The sequence below is a fragment of the Enterobacter sp. DVT3837 genome (assembly GCF_056238685.1).
The window spans coordinates 1,559,273-1,577,394 of the sequence record NZ_JBWDLA010000002.1; the positions used below are offsets into that span (position 1 = coordinate 1,559,273).

Consider the following 18,122-nt stretch of genomic DNA (forward strand, 5'->3'; position numbering starts at 1 on the left):
ACCCCGCAGCAGGGCTACGGGGGTGAAAACAGCGTAATTAACCGTGGCGACGTTCGAAGTCGATCATGAAATCGGTTAGAGCTTTAACGCCTTCCAGCGGCATCGCGTTATAGATGGAGGCACGCATACCGCCAACAACACGGTGTCCCTTCAGTGCATGCAGGCCGGCCGCGAAGGACTCTTCCAGGAAGACTTTATCCAGGTTGCTGTCTGCCAGCTGGAACGGCACGTTCATGCGGGAACGATTGGTTTTCGCGACATCGTTACGGTAGAAATCGCTCTTGTCGATGACGCCATACAGCAGTTCAGCTTTCTGCTGGTTAACCTTGTCCATCTGCGCCACACCGCCGTTTTGCTTCAGCCATTTGAACACCAGACCGGAGAGGTACCACGCAAACGTAGGTGGGGTGTTGAACATAGAATCGTTATCGTTCAGCACGGTGTAATCGAGAATCGACGGGCAAGATTTATGCGCTTTCCCCAGCAGGTCTTCACGCACGACGACGATAGTCAAACCGGCCGGGCCGATATTTTTCTGTGCGCCCGCATAGATAACACCGTAGCGGCTGACATCAATCGGTGCAGACAAAATGGTGGAGGAGAAATCCGCGGCAACCACGACATCGCTGCCGAAGTTTGGCGTCTCATCGATGGCAATCCCGTCAATGGTTTCGTTCGGGCAGTAGTGCAGATACGCTGCGTTATCAGAAAGCTGCCACTCGCTCATTGGCTTAACGGCGCGCAGACCGTCAACGGTCACTTTGGCGTCGATAACATTTGGCGTGCAGTATTTATGCGCTTCTTTAACGGCACTTGCCGCCCAGTAACCCGCGTCAACATAGTCAGCCGTCGTTTTGTTACCGAGGATATTCAGCGGTACACCTGCAAACTGACCGCGTCCGCCGCCGTGACAGAACAATACTTTGTAGTTCGAGGGAATATTCAGCAGATCGCGAAAATCCTTTTCTGCCTCTTCCGCCACCTGAATAAACTCTTTACCCCGGTGGCTGATTTCCATCACCGACGTACCGAGACCGTTCCAGTCACAAAGTTCCTGTTGGGCCTGTTTAAGCACGTCTGCCGGTAACATTGCCGGACCTGAACTGAAATTAAAGACTTGAGCCATTTCCCCTCACCACGCTAAAAGCCATAAGTTATAACTGTGGATATCGGTTTTATCATTCAGTGACACGCGCCGCAATGTCTAAAACTTATAGCCGGCGAAATGTGTCCCGCGTCACACAAAACAATCTACCGCCTCGTCAGGACAAAACCGACAAAATGGCTGTCAGGTAAGCCGTTTAGCCCGGCTAACCTTCGACCATTCCGGATTTGCACAGCGGGGGCATAATTGACGATCGCCCGGCTGCATCGCAACCACGTGGCTACATCGTACGCAGGCATATTCGCCAGCTTCAGGAACCGTTCTGAAACGTTCGATCAGCATGTCCGGTAAAATACAGAGACCGGGCTTTACGTCCTCGTCAGAATAGTAATAAACGCTAATCTGCCCGTTGGTTTCCATTATTGCCAGACGCACCTGCCCGAGCTGTTCCACGCTATTCAGGCGTAGCTCCATAAAGAACTCAAACTCGGTCATGTTGGCACTTTTTACATTTTCCCAGGCCAACTGTCCGTCCTCGACGATTACAACCGGCTTCCCTTCAAGCAGGTCTTCCAGCTTTTCGCTTTTCGACATCAGCCACATGACAAGACGGTAAATAAGCGCCAGTGAGACAAAGACAATAAACACCGGCACCATAGGCACATCATCATAGAAGGCAACGTCACCCGCCGCTGATCCCAGCGTCAGGATAATCAATACCTCAAAGAGCGACATCTGCCGGACGCCACGACGGCCCGTAATCTTGAGAAACAGAAAGACCAGGACGAAGGTATACAGACTGCGCAGAGCGACTTCGCCTAAAAACTCAGGAGGGACTTTATCAAACGCCATCCGATGGAGATCGAAAGCTTTCATTTTTCTATGCCTTACAGTAGGTTACTGGCTATAAGCATAGCTCAGGCATTTATTTTCGCCGGAGATAGCACCTGTCACGCAAAACCCGTATCATTGCGCGCTTTACGTACGATAAAAGTGAACGCCATGACTCAAACATTTATCCCCGGCAAAGACGCCGCTCTGGAAGATTCCATCGCTCGCTTCCAGCAGAAACTGACCGACCTGGGCTTTAACATCGAAGAAGCCTCCTGGCTCAATCCGGTGCCTCATGTCTGGTCCGTGCATATTCGCGATAAAGACTGTGCCCTGTGCTTTACCAACGGTAAAGGTGCGACAAAAAAAGCGGCACTGGCCTCTGCGCTGGGTGAGTATTTTGAGCGTCTGTCCACCAACTATTTCTTCGCTGACTTCTGGCTGGGCGAAACCATCGCTAACGGCCCGTTTGTTCACTATCCAAACGAAAAATGGTTCCCACTGACCGAAGATGACGAACTGCCGGAAGGTATTCTCGACGCCCGCCTGCGTGCCTTCTACGATCCGGAAAACGAACTGACTGCCAGCATGCTGATCGATCTGCAGTCCGGTAACGACGATCGCGGTATCTGTGCCCTGCCATTTACCCGTCAGTCTGATGAGCAAACCGTCTATATTCCGATGAACATCGTCGGCAACCTGTATGTCTCCAACGGTATGTCCGCCGGTAACACCCGCAATGAAGCGCGCGTGCAGGGTCTTTCCGAAGTCTTCGAACGTCACATCAAAAACCGCATTATTGCCGAATCTATCAGCCTGCCTGAAATTCCGGCAGACGTGCTGGCGCGCTACCCGGGCGTGGTGGAATCCATCGCCAAACTGGAAGCAGAAGGTTTCCCAATCTTTGCGTATGACGGCTCGCTGGGCGGTAAATACCCGGTTATCTGCGTCGTGCTGTTTAACCCGACCAACGGCACCTGTTTCGCCTCCTTCGGCGCGCACCCTGACTTCGGCGTGGCGCTGGAACGTACCGTCACCGAACTGCTGCAGGGCCGTAGTCTGAAAGATCTCGACGTGTTCACCCCGCCAACGTTTGACGATGAAGAAGTGGCCGAGCATACCAACCTCGAAACCCACTTCATCGACTCCAGCGGTTTGATCTCCTGGGATATGTTTAAGCAGGACGCAGACTATCCGTTCGTGGACTGGAGCTTTGCCGGTACCACTGAAGAAGAGTTCGCCACGCTGATGGCGATCTTCGACGCGGAAGATCAGGAAGTCTATATTGCCGACTACGAACACCTTGGCGTCTACGCCTGCCGTATTCTGGTGCCAGGTATGTCCGACATCTACCCGGCTGAAGATCTGTGGCTGGCGAATAACAGCATGGGCGCGCATCTGCGCGAGACGCTGCTGGCTCTGCCGGGCAGCGAATGGGAGAAAGAAGATTATCTGAACCTGATCGCCCAACTGGACGAAGAAGGTCACGATGACTTCACCCGCGTACGCGAACTGCTGGGCCTGGCGACCGGTAAAGACAACGGCTGGTATACCCTGCGCATCGGGGAGTTGAAAGCCATGCTGGCCCTGGCGGGTGGCGATTTGGATCAGGCCCTGGCCTGGACCGAGTGGACCATGGAATTCAACCAGTCGGTCTTCTCTGCCGAGCGAACCAACTATTACCGCTGCCTGCAAACGCTGTTGTTGCTTGCACAGGAAGACGATCGCGAGCCGCTGCAATATCTGAATGCCTTCGTACGGATGTACGGTGCTGAGGCGGTAGAAGCGGCCAGTGCGGCCCTGAGTGGCGAAGAGCCGTTCTATGGTCTGCAGGCTGTTGACAGCGATCTGAAAGCCTTCCCGGCGCACCAGTCGCTGCTGAACGCCTATGAAAAACTGCAGAAAGCAAAAGCCGCTTACTGGTCAAAATAAGCGCACATAACATTAGCAGCAGTAGGCGTATTCAATCGTCTGGGCTATATTACGGGGCAATTTCATTGCCCCGTTTTTTATTTTCTTCGGCAATGATTGTTAATTGTAATAATAAAGTTAAACATGGGTAAATATAATAATATTAACCCGGGCTTTACTGTTACTTTTTATGGTAAATACTCCATATTAATTAACTGTTTTAGAGGTGGCCGAACGAAAAAATTCAACTCTTTTCATAACTTTTAAAATTTATTTTTATACGGATAATCAAATACTTACTCCGCATTTGTTGTAAAACCATACACACTGCGGGCCTATAAGCCAGGCGAGATATGATCTATATCAATTTCTCTTCTATAATGCTTTGTTAGTATCTCGTCGCCGACTTAATAAAGAGAGAGTTAGTGTGAAAGCTGACAACCCTTTTGATCTTTTACTCCCTGCTGCGATGGCCAAAGTTGCCGAAGAAGCAGGTGTCTATAAAGCAACGAAACACCCGATGAAGACGTTCTATCTGGCGATCACGGCTGGTGTGTTCATCTCTATCGCTTTCGTCTTCTACATCACTGCCACCACCGGTACTGCTGGAATGCCTTTCGGCATGGCCAAACTGATTGGCGGTATTTGCTTCTCACTGGGTCTGATTCTTTGCGTTATCTGCGGTGCCGACCTCTTCACCTCAACGGTGCTGATTGTCGTAGCGAAAGCCAGCGGAAGAATTACCTGGGGTCAGCTGGCGCGTAACTGGCTTAACGTCTACGTGGGTAACCTGGTTGGCTGTCTGCTCTTTGTTTTGTTGATGTGGCTTTCTGGCGAGTACATGACCGCCAACGGTGGCTGGGGGCTCAACGTCCTGCAAACTGCCGACCACAAAATGCACCACACATTTATCGAAGCCGTTGCTCTCGGCATCCTCGCTAACCTGATGGTCTGCCTGGCTGTATGGATGAGCTACTCGGGTCGCAGCCTGATGGACAAAGCCTTAATTATGGTTCTGCCAGTTGCGATGTTTGTTGCCAGCGGCTTTGAGCACAGTATCGCGAATATGTTCATGATCCCAATGGGCATTGTCATCCGCGACTTTGCAAGCCCGGAGTTCTGGACCGCAGTTGGTTCATCCCCGGAAAGTTTCTCTCACCTGACTATTATGAATTTCATTACTGATAACCTGATCCCTGTCACTATCGGGAACATTATCGGTGGGGGTCTGTTAGTTGGGTTGACATACTGGGTCATTTACCTGCGTGGCGACGATCATCATTGATGGTTTTCTCAGGCAGTAAATAAAAAATCCACTTAAGAAGGTAGGTGTTACATGTCCGAGCTTAATGAAAAGTTAGCCACAGCCTGGGAAGGTTTTGCGAAAGGTGACTGGCAGAATGAAGTAAACGTACGTGACTTCATTCAGAAAAACTATACCCCGTATGAAGGTGACGAATCCTTCCTGGCTGGCGCAACTGACGCGACCACCAAGCTGTGGGACAGCGTAATGGAAGGCGTTAAACTGGAAAACCGCACTCACGCGCCAGTTGATTTCGACACCTCCGTTGCTTCCACCATCACTTCTCACGATGCTGGCTATATCAACAAAGCCCTTGAGAAAATCGTTGGTCTGCAGACTGAAGCACCACTGAAACGTGCAATCATCCCGTTCGGTGGTATTAAAATGGTTGAAGGTTCCTGCAAAGCGTATAACCGCGAGCTGGACCCAATGCTGAAAAAAATCTTCACCGAATACCGTAAAACCCACAACCAGGGCGTATTCGATGTTTACACCAAAGACATTCTGAACTGCCGTAAATCTGGCGTTCTGACCGGTCTGCCAGATGCGTATGGCCGTGGCCGTATCATCGGTGATTACCGTCGCGTTGCGCTGTACGGTATCGACTTCCTGATGAAAGACAAGTACGCACAGTTCGTTTCCCTGCAGTCTGACCTGGAAAACGGCGTAAACCTGGAAGCGACTATCCGTCTGCGTGAAGAAATTGCTGAACAGCACCGCGCGCTGGGTCAGATCAAAGAAATGGCAGCTAAATATGGCTGCGATATCTCTGGTCCTGCTACCAACGCACAGGAAGCTATCCAGTGGACCTACTTCGGCTATCTGGCCGCGGTTAAGTCTCAGAACGGTGCAGCGATGTCCTTCGGTCGTGTATCCACCTTCCTGGATGCTTACATCGAACGCGACATCAAAGCAGGCAAAATCACCGAGCAAGACGCTCAGGAAATGATTGACCACCTGGTCATGAAACTGCGTATGGTTCGCTTCCTGCGTACCCCAGAATACGATGAGCTGTTCTCTGGTGACCCAATCTGGGCAACAGAATCTATCGGTGGTATGGGCGTTGATGGCCGTACTCTGGTAACCAAAAACAGCTTCCGCTTCCTGAACACCCTGTACACCATGGGTCCTTCTCCGGAGCCGAACATTACTGTTCTGTGGTCTGAAAAACTGCCTCTGAACTTCAAGAAATTCGCCGCTAAAGTGTCTATCGACACCTCTTCTCTGCAGTACGAGAACGATGACCTGATGCGTCCGGACTTCAACAACGACGATTACGCTATCGCTTGCTGCGTAAGCCCAATGGTTGTTGGTAAACAAATGCAGTTCTTCGGTGCGCGTGCAAACCTGGCGAAAACCATGCTGTACGCAATCAACGGCGGCGTTGATGAAAAACTGAAAATGCAGGTTGGTCCTAAGTCTGAGCCAATCAAAGGCGACGTTCTGAACTTCGATGAAGTGATGGACCGCATGGATCACTTCATGGACTGGCTGGCTAAACAGTACGTCACTGCACTGAACGTTATCCACTACATGCACGACAAGTACAGCTACGAAGCCTCTCTGATGGCGCTGCACGACCGTGACGTTATCCGCACCATGGCGTGTGGTATCGCAGGTCTGTCCGTTGCGGCTGACTCCCTGTCTGCAATCAAATATGCGAAAGTTAAACCAATTCGTGACGAAGACGGCCTGGCTGTAGACTTCGAAATCGAAGGTGAATACCCGCAGTTTGGTAACAACGATTCTCGCGTTGATGACATGGCGGTTGACCTGGTAGAACGTTTCATGAAGAAAATTCAGAAACTGACTACTTACCGTAACGCTATCCCGACTCAGTCTGTTCTGACCATCACCTCTAACGTTGTGTATGGTAAGAAAACCGGTAATACCCCAGACGGACGTCGTGCTGGCGCGCCATTCGGCCCAGGTGCTAACCCAATGCACGGTCGTGACCAGAAAGGTGCTGTTGCCTCTCTGACTTCCGTTGCTAAACTGCCGTTTGCTTACGCTAAAGATGGTATCTCTTACACCTTCTCTATCGTTCCAAATGCGCTGGGTAAAGACGACGAAGTGCGTAAAACTAACCTCGCGGGTCTGATGGATGGTTACTTCCACCACGAAGCGTCCATCGAAGGTGGTCAGCACCTGAACGTGAACGTAATGAACCGTGAAATGCTGCTCGACGCGATGGAACACCCTGAGAAATATCCTCAGCTGACCATCCGCGTATCCGGCTACGCAGTACGTTTTAACTCCCTGACTAAAGAACAGCAGCAGGACGTTATCACCCGTACTTTCACTCAGTCCATGTAAGTGGAATTGACTGAAATCACGCGTTAAAAAGCGTACAATAAAGGCTCCACGCAAGTGGGGCCTTTTTAGCACCCTCTCCACCTCAGTCTCTTTTGTCCGCTATCTATACTTAATGGATAACAGCCAAAACAGACTTAACACAGCCGGTTTTGAGCTGTGCATACACAGGCCCCGGACGGGCCGATGCTGGAGATATCACCGCAATGTCAATTATTGGTCGCATTCACTCCTTTGAATCCTGTGGCACTGTCGATGGCCCAGGTATCCGCTTTATCACCTTTTTCCAGGGCTGCCTGATGCGCTGCCTGTACTGCCATAACCGTGACACCTGGGATACACACGGCGGCAAAGAAGTGACCGTTGAAGATTTAATGAAAGAGGTGGTGACCTACCGTCACTTTATGAACGCGTCTGGCGGTGGTGTAACCGCATCCGGCGGTGAAGCCATTCTTCAGGCTGAGTTTGTACGCGACTGGTTCCGTGCCTGCCGCAAAGAAGGCATTCATACCTGTCTCGATACCAACGGCTTTGTACGTCGCTACGATCCGGTTATCGACGAGCTGCTCGAAGTGACCGATCTGGTGATGCTCGATCTCAAACAGATGAACGATGAGATCCACCAGAACCTCGTTGGTGTCTCAAACCACCGGACGCTGGAATTTGCCAAATACATTGCCGATAAAGGCATCAAAACCTGGATCCGCTACGTGGTTGTGCCTGGCTGGTCAGATGATGACGACTCCGCGCATCGTCTCGGGGAATTTACCCGCGACATGGGCAACGTCGAGAAAATCGAGCTTCTGCCCTATCACGAGCTGGGTAAACACAAATGGGTGGCAATGGGCGAAGAGTACAAACTCGATGGCGTGAAGCCGCCGAAGAAAGAGACGATGGAACGCGTCAAAGGCATTCTTGAGCAGTACGGCCATAAGGTGATGTATTAAAGAAAAGCCCGGTGAAAACCGGGCTTTTTTATATTCTATTTAAAGACGCCGTTAATCACGGACGTCACAATGGCTGTACTCAGCGCAATTAAGACCAGATCGTCACCCACTACCCGCCACTCATAGCCTGGATAGGAAGGAAGCTGGCCCAGCATAGAGGCCGGCACGGTTTTCTTCGCAATACCCGGAGGCAACGGTTTACCGCGCGCCAGGTTTTTCGCGATACCCGGAGGCAGAGAGTCATAGCCCGTTAAGCCATAATTCAGTGCCAGGTGGCGGGCATGATCGAAACTCACACGAGCATCAACATCGTTACCGACATCTTTACTGCTTTTAAAGCTCTTATCCGATTTTCCAGGGTTATCCTGATCGCTATTTTGCTTATTGCCATGGTTACCGGAGTTACCAGAATTCCCGTTACCATGATTGCCGCCATTACCCTGTCCGCCACCGTTTCCGTGACCAGCGCCATTCCCGTTTCCAGGATTAGCCATGACCGGAGCCGTTGCAAACGTTAAAGACAACACTACGGCAAGTGCGGTAGTGGAAAAACGACGAATAGACATGATTGATGCCTTATAGTGGTAGGACTCACATGAATTATCGTCTGACGCAATAAACAAACAATAAGTAAAACTCTTAGTTGTGACAGGGACAAAAAAGCCTGTCATCGACAGGCTTTTAATTAATCAGGCATGAGCCACAGGCGTCGGGTGTTCGCCCGCTTTGCGCAGCAGCATTAAGAGATAAATAAACGATACGCTGGCGATCATGATAAACAATAAATTATCAGAGTAATTCTGCATCAGCATCGCGGTAAACGTCGGCCCTAATAAACTGCCGATGGTATAGCTCAGTAACAGCGCCTGGTTCATTGCCACCAGCTGGTGATGTTCTACTTTCTCACAGGCCCAGGCCATCGCAACCGGATAGAGCGTAAAGCCGGCGGCCCCGAGAATAAACAGCGCAGGCGCCATCGCGGCGTTGCTGAGCATGGCTAGACATCCCAGGATCACCACGAAGACCTGAACGCGCAGTACCAGCAGACGACCGAAACGGTCCGCCAGTCGGCCAATCGGCCATTGCCCGACGATCCCTGCACTCACCATGACCGCCATCCAGAAACCGATCCCGGAGTCGCTGACGCCCTGATGATTTAGATAGAGCGGCATCAGGCCATAGAGTGAGCCCAGTACAATCCCCGAGATAATGCAGCCGTTAACGCCCAGCCGCGCCTGACGGAGTCTCAGCATCGGCCAGACGTGGGTTGCTTCCTGGTGTTCGCTGTTCTTGTTCACAATGCGCGTAAAGAGCAGCGGCAGGATCGCGGTCAGCACCATACCCGTTACCCACGGCAGAACGCTCATCAGGTCGGTTGGCAGTTTGCTGACCATCAGTTGACCCAGCACGGTGCCCATATAGTAAACCATCATATAGGCTGCCAGCAGGCGTCCGCGGTTGCGCGACGTACCGCTGCACATCAGCGCACTTTCAACCACCACCCAAATCATCGCGCAGCCTACGCCAGCGATAAAGCGCCACGCCATCCAGCTCCAGAAGCCGACCATAAAGCCTAAACCGGCACATCCGGCGGCGAAAATTAGCGAGGCCAGATAATAGCTGCGATTAAAGCCAAAGCGCTTAATCAGGCTCCCGGTGACCAGCGTCCCCAACAGGTTGCCGGTAAAAAAGGACGAGCTGACCATACCCACCTGCCAGGTCGGTAAGTTTTCATGGGCGAGCCACAGCGGGACGAGCGTATTTAACACTGCGATCGCCAGGGTCAACAGAAGCAGGCCACAGAGCAACAGAAGCACTGGCCGGGTATAGGTGGTCATGGGTTAAAAACCGTTAGGAAGTTCAGATTTCGTGCGCATCATGCCACTGGCAAAAACAAAGTCAATCCACTGATTTCGCCGTCACGCACAATATGTTCCTTGTCGATTCAAAAAACTTATCCTGCTAATGCAACGCCTGCTATAGATATTAATTATGTATCTGTTTTTATTTATTAATGAACGAAATTAAAACGAAACAACAGTCGAAAAATTTCATGATCGAAAAAAGAAAAAGCCGGGCACTCAGGCCCGGCTTGATATAACTAAATGCAACGTTAACTGGCAATAGCCATACCCACGGTCATATGCAATCCGTAGAACACACCACGGCCAATCAGTTCACCTGCCAGTACCAGCACAAAAGCCAGCGACAGCAGCGGCAGCGCGGGCTGATATCCTTTAAGCTGAGGCGCGATCCAGAATACCAACGCCGCGACCAGCAGAACGATGCGCCAGGCCATCAGTGAACCGTAGTCCGGCACCAGGGCAGAGGCCTGCTGAATAGAGCTGTGAATGGTTGCCAGTTCGGTTCCCTGCATCAGGGCAACCATTGCACTCACCACCAGCGCAAGCAGCGAAACAGCGGGGAGCAAACGCATTGCCCACCCATCTACGCCCGCTACGCGCAGCAGCAGGTAGCCCAACAGCGGACCACCGATAAACATCGTCAGGAAGAAACTCATCGGCGTCCAGACGCTGTACCAGGTTGGAACGGTATCAATGGTGTTGTACACGCGCACCATCATCCATACGAATACCACGCCCAGCACCATGGTCACGATCAGCCACAGGCTGCGTAGACCCGCAGGCAATTTTTTCAGCGCTGCCAGCAGCCATCCCAGCCCACCGACGGCGAAGAAAATCGCCCCGCTGGCAATCTCATTACTGAGTGATGAGGCCCCCACGCGGTTCAGGGAGTTAAACGCACGCATCGGTGAGCCCAGATGCAGCGTTGAGGCAATAAAGCCAATTCCCATCAGTACCCACAGACCAAACATACTCAACACGAGACGCTGCTGCTGTTCAGCACTGAGGTTGCCTTTTAACAGCGCCAGGGCGAGCACGATAAACCCACCGGCAACACATTGCCCAAAGACCGTGAAGATCATCAGCGGCCATTCATGCCATCCACTTCCCATCTCACACCTCCTTCGGATTTGCCAGGTAGCCGGTGGTGTCACCTGTCGGACGGCTGTTGGCGTTAGGTTTAATCACAATACTCGGCTTCGTGAAGTGCGCTGACGGTAGTGGCGCTACCGCCGCAAGCTGACCGTGTTTTTTACGCAGCTCTTCAATTGGGCCAAAGTCCAGCGCGCGCAGCGGACAGGACTCGACGCAAATCGGTTTTTTGCCATCCGCCACGCGTGAGTGGCAGCCGTCGCACTTGGTCATATGACCTTTGGCGGCGTTGTACTGCGGCGCGCCGTACGGACAAGCCATATGGCAGTAACGGCAACCGATGCAGACATCTTCATCCACGACGACAAAACCGTCATCGCGCTTGTGCATCGCCCCACTCGGACAGACCTTAGTACAGGCCGGATCTTCACAGTGGTTGCAGGCAATCGACAGGTAGTAGGCGAACACGTTTTGATGCCAGACGCCGTTATCTTCCTGCCAGTCACCCCCGGCGTATTCGTAGATACGGCGGAAGCTGACGTCCGGGGTCAGATCTTTGTAATCTTTACAGGCCAGCTCGCAGGTTTTGCACCCGGTGCAACGGCTGGAATCAATAAAAAATCCATACTGGGTTGTCATCGGTTACTCCTTAAACCTTTTCAACCTGAACAAGGTTTGTGTGAGATGGGTTACCTTTCGCCAGTGGCGACGGGCGCTGTGTAGTCAGTACGTTAATACTGCCTGCCTGGTCGATGCGGTTGGCATCCGGGTTATACCAGGCCCCTTCCCCCAGCGCGACAACGCCAGGCATCATGCGCGGTGTAACCTTGGCTTCGATATGCACCTCACCACGCCCGTTGAAAATGCGTACGCGATCGCCATTGTTGATGCCGCGCGCTTTGGCATCCATCGGGTTGATCCACATCTCCTGACGGCAGGAGGCTTTCAGTACGTCGACGTTACCGTACGTGGAGTGAACTCGCGCTTTGTAGTGGAAACCGGTCAACTGCAGCGGGAATTTCGCCGTCAGCGGATCGTTATAGTTTTCAAAGCCCGGCGTGTAGATCGGCAGCGGATCGATAACGTCCCCTTCCGGCAATTCCCAGGTTGAGGCAATTTTTGCCAGCTCTTCGGAGTAGATTTCGATTTTACCCGACGGTGTGGTTAGCGGGTTCGCCTGCGGGTCTTCACGGAACGCTTTGTACGCCACGTGGTGCCCTTCCGGATCGCGCTGTTTGTACATCCCTTGCTTACGGAAGGTGTCGAAATCTGGCAGGTCAGGGATCGTTTTACGGGAGAGTTCGTGCAGATGGCGCATCCACCCTTCCTGAGTACGCCCCTCAGTAAACTGCTGCTCAACACCAAGACGTTTCGCCAGCTCAGAGGTCATCTCATAGATGGTTTTGCACTCAAAGCGAGGTTTGATGGCCTGATCGGTGAAGATCACATAGGACATGTTGCCGCAGGAGGCGTCCAGCGCGAAATCCATCTGCTCAGATGCAGTACAGTCCGGCAGCAGGATATCGGCATATTTTGCCGAGGAGGTCATGTGGCAGTCGATGACCACAATCATCTCGCACTTCTTGTCATCCTGCAGGATTTCGTGGGTACGGTTAATTTCAGAATGCTGGTTGATCAGACAGTTGCCGGCATAGTTCCAGATCATCTTGATCGGCACATCCAGCTTGTCCTTGCCGCGCACACCGTCGCGCAAAGCGGTCATTTCCGGACCACGTTCGATCGCATCGGTCCACATAAACATCGAGATGCTGGTCTGAACCGGGTTATCCAGTGTCGGCATACGTTCGAACGGCACTTCATACGAGCCTTCACGCGCACCGGTATTGCCGCCATGAATACCGACGTTGCCGGTCAGGATGGAGAGCATAGAAATGGCGCGGGTCGCGATTTCACCGTTTGCATGACGTTGCGGGCCCCAGCCCTGGCTGATATAGGCCGGTTTGGCTGAGCCAATCTCACGCGCCAGCTGGACGATGCGTTCGACCGGAATACCGGTGATCGTGGACGCCCACTCTGGCGTTTTCGCCACGCCATCGCTGCCCTGGCCAAGAATGTACGCTTTGTAATGCCCGTTTGCCGGCGCGCTGGCTGGCAGGGTTTTCTCGTCGTAACCGACGCAGTATTTATCCAGGAAAGGCTGATCGACGAGGTTTTCGGTGATCATCACCCACGCCAGCGCTGAGACCAGCGCTGCATCGGTACCCGGACGGATTGGGATCCACTCATCTTCTCGCCCGGCACCGGTATCGGTATAGCGCGGATCGATGATGATCATGCGGGCATTGGACTTAGCGCGAGCCTGTTCGAGGTAATATGTCACCCCGCCACTGCTCATACGGGTTTCACCCGGGTTGTTACCGAACAGCACAACCAGTTTGCTGTTTTCGATATCAGACGGGCTGTTACCGTCCGCCCAGCCACCGTAGGTGTAGTTCAGGCCGGCGGCAATCTGAGCAGAGGAGTAGTCACCATAGTGATTAAGATAACCGCCGCAGCAGTTCATCAGGCGCGCCACCAGTGTTTTACCCGGTGGCCAGGAACGGGTCATGGTGCCGCCGAGCGTCCCGGTACCGTAGTTCAGGTAGATGGATTCGTTGCCATACTCGTTGATCAAACGCTGCATGTTGGTGGCGATGATATCGTAGGCTTCATCCCAGCTAATGCGCTCGAACTTCCCTTCCCCACGCTTACCAACGCGCTTCATTGGGTACTTCAGACGGTCCGGATTATACACACGACGACGCATGGAACGGCCACGCAGACAAGCGCGTACCTGATGTAATCCTTCGTAGTTATCGTCCCCGGTATTGTCGGTTTCAACATATTTAATTTCGCCATCCACCACATGCATACGCAGTGGACAACGACTACCACAGTTTACGGTACAGGCGCTCCACACCACTTTTTCCGGAGCTGTCGCCGGGGACAATGCATCTGCCGCCGACGCCAGCCGGGTAAAAGGAAGCGTGAGGGCGCTACTGGCCATAGCCAGGCCGCCTATTGCCGTGGTTTTCATCAACCCACGGCGAGTGACCTCAGCTGCCATTAATGCTTCAGGCGCGTTGATTTTCATAGAGACTCACTTGGTTGCTCACAAAGAAAAGAGAGGCGGCACATACCGCTATATAGTTTTATATATAACGAAACTCTTCGTTATCAGTCATTTATGCTAACTTTCATTCGGAGGAGTATTACTACTTTAGAGGGAGGGGGTATTGCGTAGTATCAATTCAGAGGCATAAAAAAAGCGCCCGAAGGCGCTTTTTTGTTGTGAGGCAAAGAATTAGCCGATGTACTGCTGGCCTTTCATGTATGGGCGCAGTACTTCAGGGATCTCGATACGACCATCTGCCTGCTGATAGTTTTCCAGCACGGCAACCAGCGTACGGCCGACAGCCAGACCAGAGCCGTTCAGGGTATGAACCAGACGGGTTTTCTTGTCAGACTTGCTACGGCAACGTGCCTGCATGCGACGCGCCTGGAAATCCCAGACGTTAGAACAAGAGGAGATCTCACGGTAGGTGTTCTGCGCAGGTACCCACACTTCCAGATCGAAGGTTTTGCAGGCGCCAAAGCCCATATCACCGGTGCACAGGGCCATACGACGGTACGGAAGACCCAACAGCTCCAGCACTTTCTCAGCGTGGCCGGTCATCTCTTCCAGCGCGTCCATGGATTCTTCAGGACGGACAATCTGCACCATCTCAACTTTGTCGAACTGGTGCATACGAATCAGACCGCGCGTGTCGCGACCGTAAGATCCTGCTTCAGAACGGAAGCACGGAGAGTGTGCTGTCAGCTTAATTGGCAGGTCGTCTTCGTCGATGATCTCATCACGCACGAGGTTTGTCAGCGGCACTTCTGCAGTTGGGATCAGCGCGTAGTTGCTGCTGTCCGCTTCCTCGTCCAGCGGACGGGTGTGGAACAGATCGCCGGCAAATTTCGGCAGCTGGCCCGTACCGTACAGCGTATCGTGGTTAACCAGATACGGTACGTAGGTTTCGCTGTAGCCGTGCTTCTCAGTGTGCAAGTCCAGCATGAACTGCGCCAGCGCGCGGTGCAGATGGGCAATCTGGCCTTTCATCACCACGAAGCGAGAGCCAGTCAGCTTAACCGCCGCCGCAAAGTCCAGGCCCGCGTGCATTTCGCCCAGCGTCACGTGATCGCGCACTTCGAAGTCGAACTCGCGAGGCGTACCCCAACGTTTCACTTCAACGTTGTCGTTTTCATCTTTGCCGACAGGCACGCTGTCGTCAGGAATATTCGGGATAGCCAGGGCAATATCACGAATTTCGGTCTGAAGAACATCCAGCTCAGCTTTCGCCTGATCCAGCTCTTCACCCAGTTTGTTCACTTCCAGGCGTAATGGCTCAATATCTTCCCCGCGCGCTTTCGCCTGGCCAATGGATTTCGATCGAGAGTTACGCTCTGCCTGCAGATTTTCAGTTTGTACCTGCAGAACTTTACGACGCTCTTCAAGAGCGCGCAGCTTATCTACATCCAGCTTAAAGCCCCGGCGTGCCAGTTTTTCAGCGACTGCGTCTGGCTCGTTACGCAGCAGATTGGGATCGAGCATGCTTATCCTGTGCTTATCGAATTAAAATAGGAAAATGTGACCACAGCCTGCGGTCACAGGGATACATTGCCAACATTACCGCAACGATAGCGCTAACGGTAGCGTTTTATAGGGCTATTTTGATCCTGTCCGGCGAGCCAGGTGAGCTTTTCACCAATCTTGCCTTCAAGACCTCTGTTTGTGGGGTGATAATAGCGCGTTTGTGCCATCTCTTGCGGGAAATATTCCTCTCCGGCAGCGTAGGCGTTGGGTTCATCATGGGCGTAACGGTACTCCTGACCATACCCCATCTCTTTCATCAGTTTGGTCGGTGCATTACGCAGATGAACCGGCACATCGTAGTCCGGACGTTCACGCGCATCAGACATTGCCGCTTTAAAGGCGGTATAGACCGCATTACTCTTCGGCGCACAGGCCAGATAGACAATCGCCTGCGCAATGGCGCGCTCCCCTTCAGCGGGACCTACGCGGGTAAAACAGTCCCATGCTGAGAGCGCCACCTGCATCGCCCGTGGATCAGCATTGCCGACATCTTCCGAGGCAATAGCCAGGCAACGTCGTGCAACATACAGCGGATCGCCACCGGCAGTGATAATGCGTGCATACCAGTAAAGTGCCGCATCCGGCGCGCTGCCTCGCACGGACTTATGTAGCGCCGAGATCAGATCGTAAAAACGGTCGCCCTTGTTATCGAAACGCGCGCTACGTTCACCAGCAATCTCGGTGAGCAGTTCCGGTTTAAGCACTCTCTTGCCGGAGTCATCAATTTCGGCCATATCGGCCATCATCTCCAGCGTATTCAGTGCCCGACGCGCATCACCGTTGACCAACTCAGCAATCGCACGACGCGTCTCGTCAGGTAAAACGATATCCTGCCCACCGTAGCCGCGTGCTTTGTCGTCCATTGCCTGGGTGAGAACCTTTTCGATATCCTCGGTAGTCAGCGATTTGAGCAGGTAAACGCGCGCACGCGAAAGCAGCGCCGAGTTCAGTTCAAACGATGGGTTTTCAGTGGTTGCACCGATGAAGAAAATCGTGCCGTCTTCAATATGCGGCAGGAAAGCATCCTGCTGGCTCTTATTGAAGCGGTGGACTTCGTCCACAAAGAGGATGGTACGCCGCCCGGCATTGCGGTTCTGCCGCGCACGCTCGATCGCCTCGCGGATCTCTTTCACGCCGGAGGTGACCGCCGAAAGACGTTCAACGTCCGCGTTGGCATAGCGGGCAATAACTTCTGCAAGGGTGGTTTTGCCGGTGCCAGGTGGCCCCCAGAGGATCATGGAATGGAGATGCCCGGCTTCAATAGCACGCGGCAAAGGCTTTCCGGCAGCCAGCAGATGCTGCTGGCCGATGTACTGCGCTAAATTTTCTGGCCGCATACGAGCGGCCAGAGGTTGAAACGCGTTATCTGAAAAATCGAGCGACAGATTGCCCACTCACGCCTCTTACTTATTGCGTTGGTCGTCCACCGTTACGCCCTTCGGCGGGGTAAAGGTGAATTTCGATGCATCAACGGCGCCGTTCTGCTGAGACTTAAGCTGGTAGCTGCTGCGCTGATCGTCCTGCTCAACCGCGCCGAACTGATTAATGGTTCCGTTGGTGCTTACGTTAATGGTGAACTGCTTCAGGTTGCCGTTGCTGCCTTTCGGCGTCAGGATAAACTCGTCACCCGTCTGTTTGATATTGTACTGCTGCCAGTCGCTGGACTGGTTGCGGGCAATCAGCATAAACGGCGTATTGCTGGTGGCATCTTTCAGCCAGGTCGCCGTTGCCTGCTCAACGAACGGGTTGAAGAACCATAAGGTTTTACCGTCAGACACCAGGATGCTCTCATCCGGCTGGGTCATGTGCCAGTTAAACAGATTGGGGCGCTTTACCCACAAATCGCCCTGGCCTTCCTGCACCGCGTTGCCGCTGCCGTCAGTCACTTTTTGCGTGAAGCTGGCGTGGAAGCTGCTCACTTTATCCAGTCGGCTTTTAAGGTCGCTGGCTGCATCAGCCCAGACGCTGCTGGCGACAAAACTGGTCAGTAATGCACAGGCGATGGCGATTTTTTTCATTGTTATTCCTTAAAATACGTCTTCCCGAAATGGGGTTTCCGTCTTCTATTCTGGACCTGCCCGAAGGCAGGCGACAGAAGAAAATGCTTAATTTTTTG

14 protein-coding genes are annotated in these 18,122 nt (G+C 52.8%); 4 read left to right on the forward strand and 10 right to left on the reverse strand.

The annotated features are described in order from the left end of the window. Nucleotides 1-37 precede the first annotated feature (37 nt). Together serC and AC0XWG_RS22580 are read right to left on the reverse strand one after the other, a co-directional pair. On the reverse strand, nt 38-1,126 hold the full coding sequence (gene serC / locus AC0XWG_RS22575) for a 3-phosphoserine/phosphohydroxythreonine transaminase (RefSeq protein WP_028019248.1): 1,089 nt from the start codon (nt 1,124-1,126) through the stop codon (nt 38-40). A gap of 162 nt (nt 1,127-1,288) precedes the next feature. Further along, complete coding sequence (locus tag AC0XWG_RS22580) at nt 1,289-1,981, reverse strand: DUF421 domain-containing protein (RefSeq protein ID WP_049005470.1); 693 nt, start codon at nt 1,979-1,981, stop codon at nt 1,289-1,291. A gap of 126 nt (nt 1,982-2,107) precedes the next feature. Between AC0XWG_RS22580 and ycaO the strand changes: the two genes are divergently transcribed. The 4 genes from ycaO to pflA all read left to right on the forward strand — a co-directional run bounded on the left by ycaO (nt 2,108) and on the right by pflA (nt 8,410). Further along, complete coding sequence (ycaO, locus tag AC0XWG_RS22585) at nt 2,108-3,868, forward strand: 30S ribosomal protein S12 methylthiotransferase accessory factor YcaO (RefSeq protein WP_033830109.1); 1,761 nt, start codon at nt 2,108-2,110, stop codon at nt 3,866-3,868. A 406-nt stretch (nt 3,869-4,274) separates the two neighbouring features. Then, nucleotides 4,275-5,132: a formate transporter FocA gene (gene focA / locus AC0XWG_RS22590; RefSeq protein WP_008499974.1), complete on the forward strand. Its 858-nt coding sequence runs from the start codon at nt 4,275-4,277 to the stop codon at nt 5,130-5,132. Between the two features lie 51 nt (nt 5,133-5,183). Then, nucleotides 5,184-7,466 carry a formate C-acetyltransferase gene (gene pflB, locus AC0XWG_RS22595; protein ID WP_024907798.1) on the forward strand — a complete coding sequence of 761 codons (2,283 nt, stop codon included), beginning with the start codon at nt 5,184-5,186 and terminating at the stop codon, nt 7,464-7,466. A gap of 203 nt (nt 7,467-7,669) precedes the next feature. After that, nucleotides 7,670-8,410, forward strand: a complete 741-nt coding sequence (gene pflA / locus AC0XWG_RS22600; protein ID WP_010429226.1) for a pyruvate formate lyase 1-activating protein — start codon at nt 7,670-7,672, stop codon at nt 8,408-8,410. 35 nt (nt 8,411-8,445) lie between these two features. Here the strand turns inward: pflA and AC0XWG_RS22605 are convergent, their stop codons facing one another. From AC0XWG_RS22605 to lolA, 8 genes are all read right to left on the reverse strand, one after another. Continuing rightward, complete coding sequence (locus AC0XWG_RS22605; RefSeq protein WP_128348083.1) at nt 8,446-8,976, reverse strand: anti-virulence regulator CigR family protein; 531 nt, start codon at nt 8,974-8,976, stop codon at nt 8,446-8,448. 123 nt (nt 8,977-9,099) lie between these two features. Next, the gene (locus AC0XWG_RS22610; RefSeq protein WP_128348082.1) at nt 9,100-10,248 is read right to left on the reverse strand and encodes an MFS transporter; all 1,149 of its coding nucleotides are present in this window, start codon (nt 10,246-10,248) and stop codon (nt 9,100-9,102) included. 275 nt (nt 10,249-10,523) lie between these two features. Continuing rightward, nucleotides 10,524-11,387: a dimethyl sulfoxide reductase anchor subunit family protein gene (locus tag AC0XWG_RS22615; protein WP_028019253.1), complete on the reverse strand. Its 864-nt coding sequence runs from the start codon at nt 11,385-11,387 to the stop codon at nt 10,524-10,526. A 1-nt stretch (nt 11,388) separates the two neighbouring features. Further along, on the reverse strand, nt 11,389-12,006 hold the full coding sequence (locus tag AC0XWG_RS22620) for a DMSO/selenate family reductase complex B subunit (RefSeq protein WP_017384545.1): 618 nt from the start codon (nt 12,004-12,006) through the stop codon (nt 11,389-11,391). Between the two features lie 10 nt (nt 12,007-12,016). Beyond that, complete coding sequence (gene dmsA / locus AC0XWG_RS22625; protein WP_475681097.1) at nt 12,017-14,461, reverse strand: dimethylsulfoxide reductase subunit A; 2,445 nt, start codon at nt 14,459-14,461, stop codon at nt 12,017-12,019. A gap of 210 nt (nt 14,462-14,671) precedes the next feature. After that, the gene (serS, locus tag AC0XWG_RS22630) at nt 14,672-15,964 is read right to left on the reverse strand and encodes a serine--tRNA ligase (RefSeq protein ID WP_128348081.1); all 1,293 of its coding nucleotides are present in this window, start codon (nt 15,962-15,964) and stop codon (nt 14,672-14,674) included. 92 nt (nt 15,965-16,056) lie between these two features. Further along, the gene (gene rarA / locus AC0XWG_RS22635; protein ID WP_108090350.1) at nt 16,057-17,400 is read right to left on the reverse strand and encodes a replication-associated recombination protein RarA; all 1,344 of its coding nucleotides are present in this window, start codon (nt 17,398-17,400) and stop codon (nt 16,057-16,059) included. Nucleotides 17,401-17,409: 9 nt separating this feature from the next. Beyond that, nucleotides 17,410-18,024: an outer membrane lipoprotein periplasmic chaperone LolA gene (lolA, locus tag AC0XWG_RS22640; RefSeq protein ID WP_108090351.1), complete on the reverse strand. Its 615-nt coding sequence runs from the start codon at nt 18,022-18,024 to the stop codon at nt 17,410-17,412. Nucleotides 18,025-18,122 lie beyond the last annotated feature (98 nt).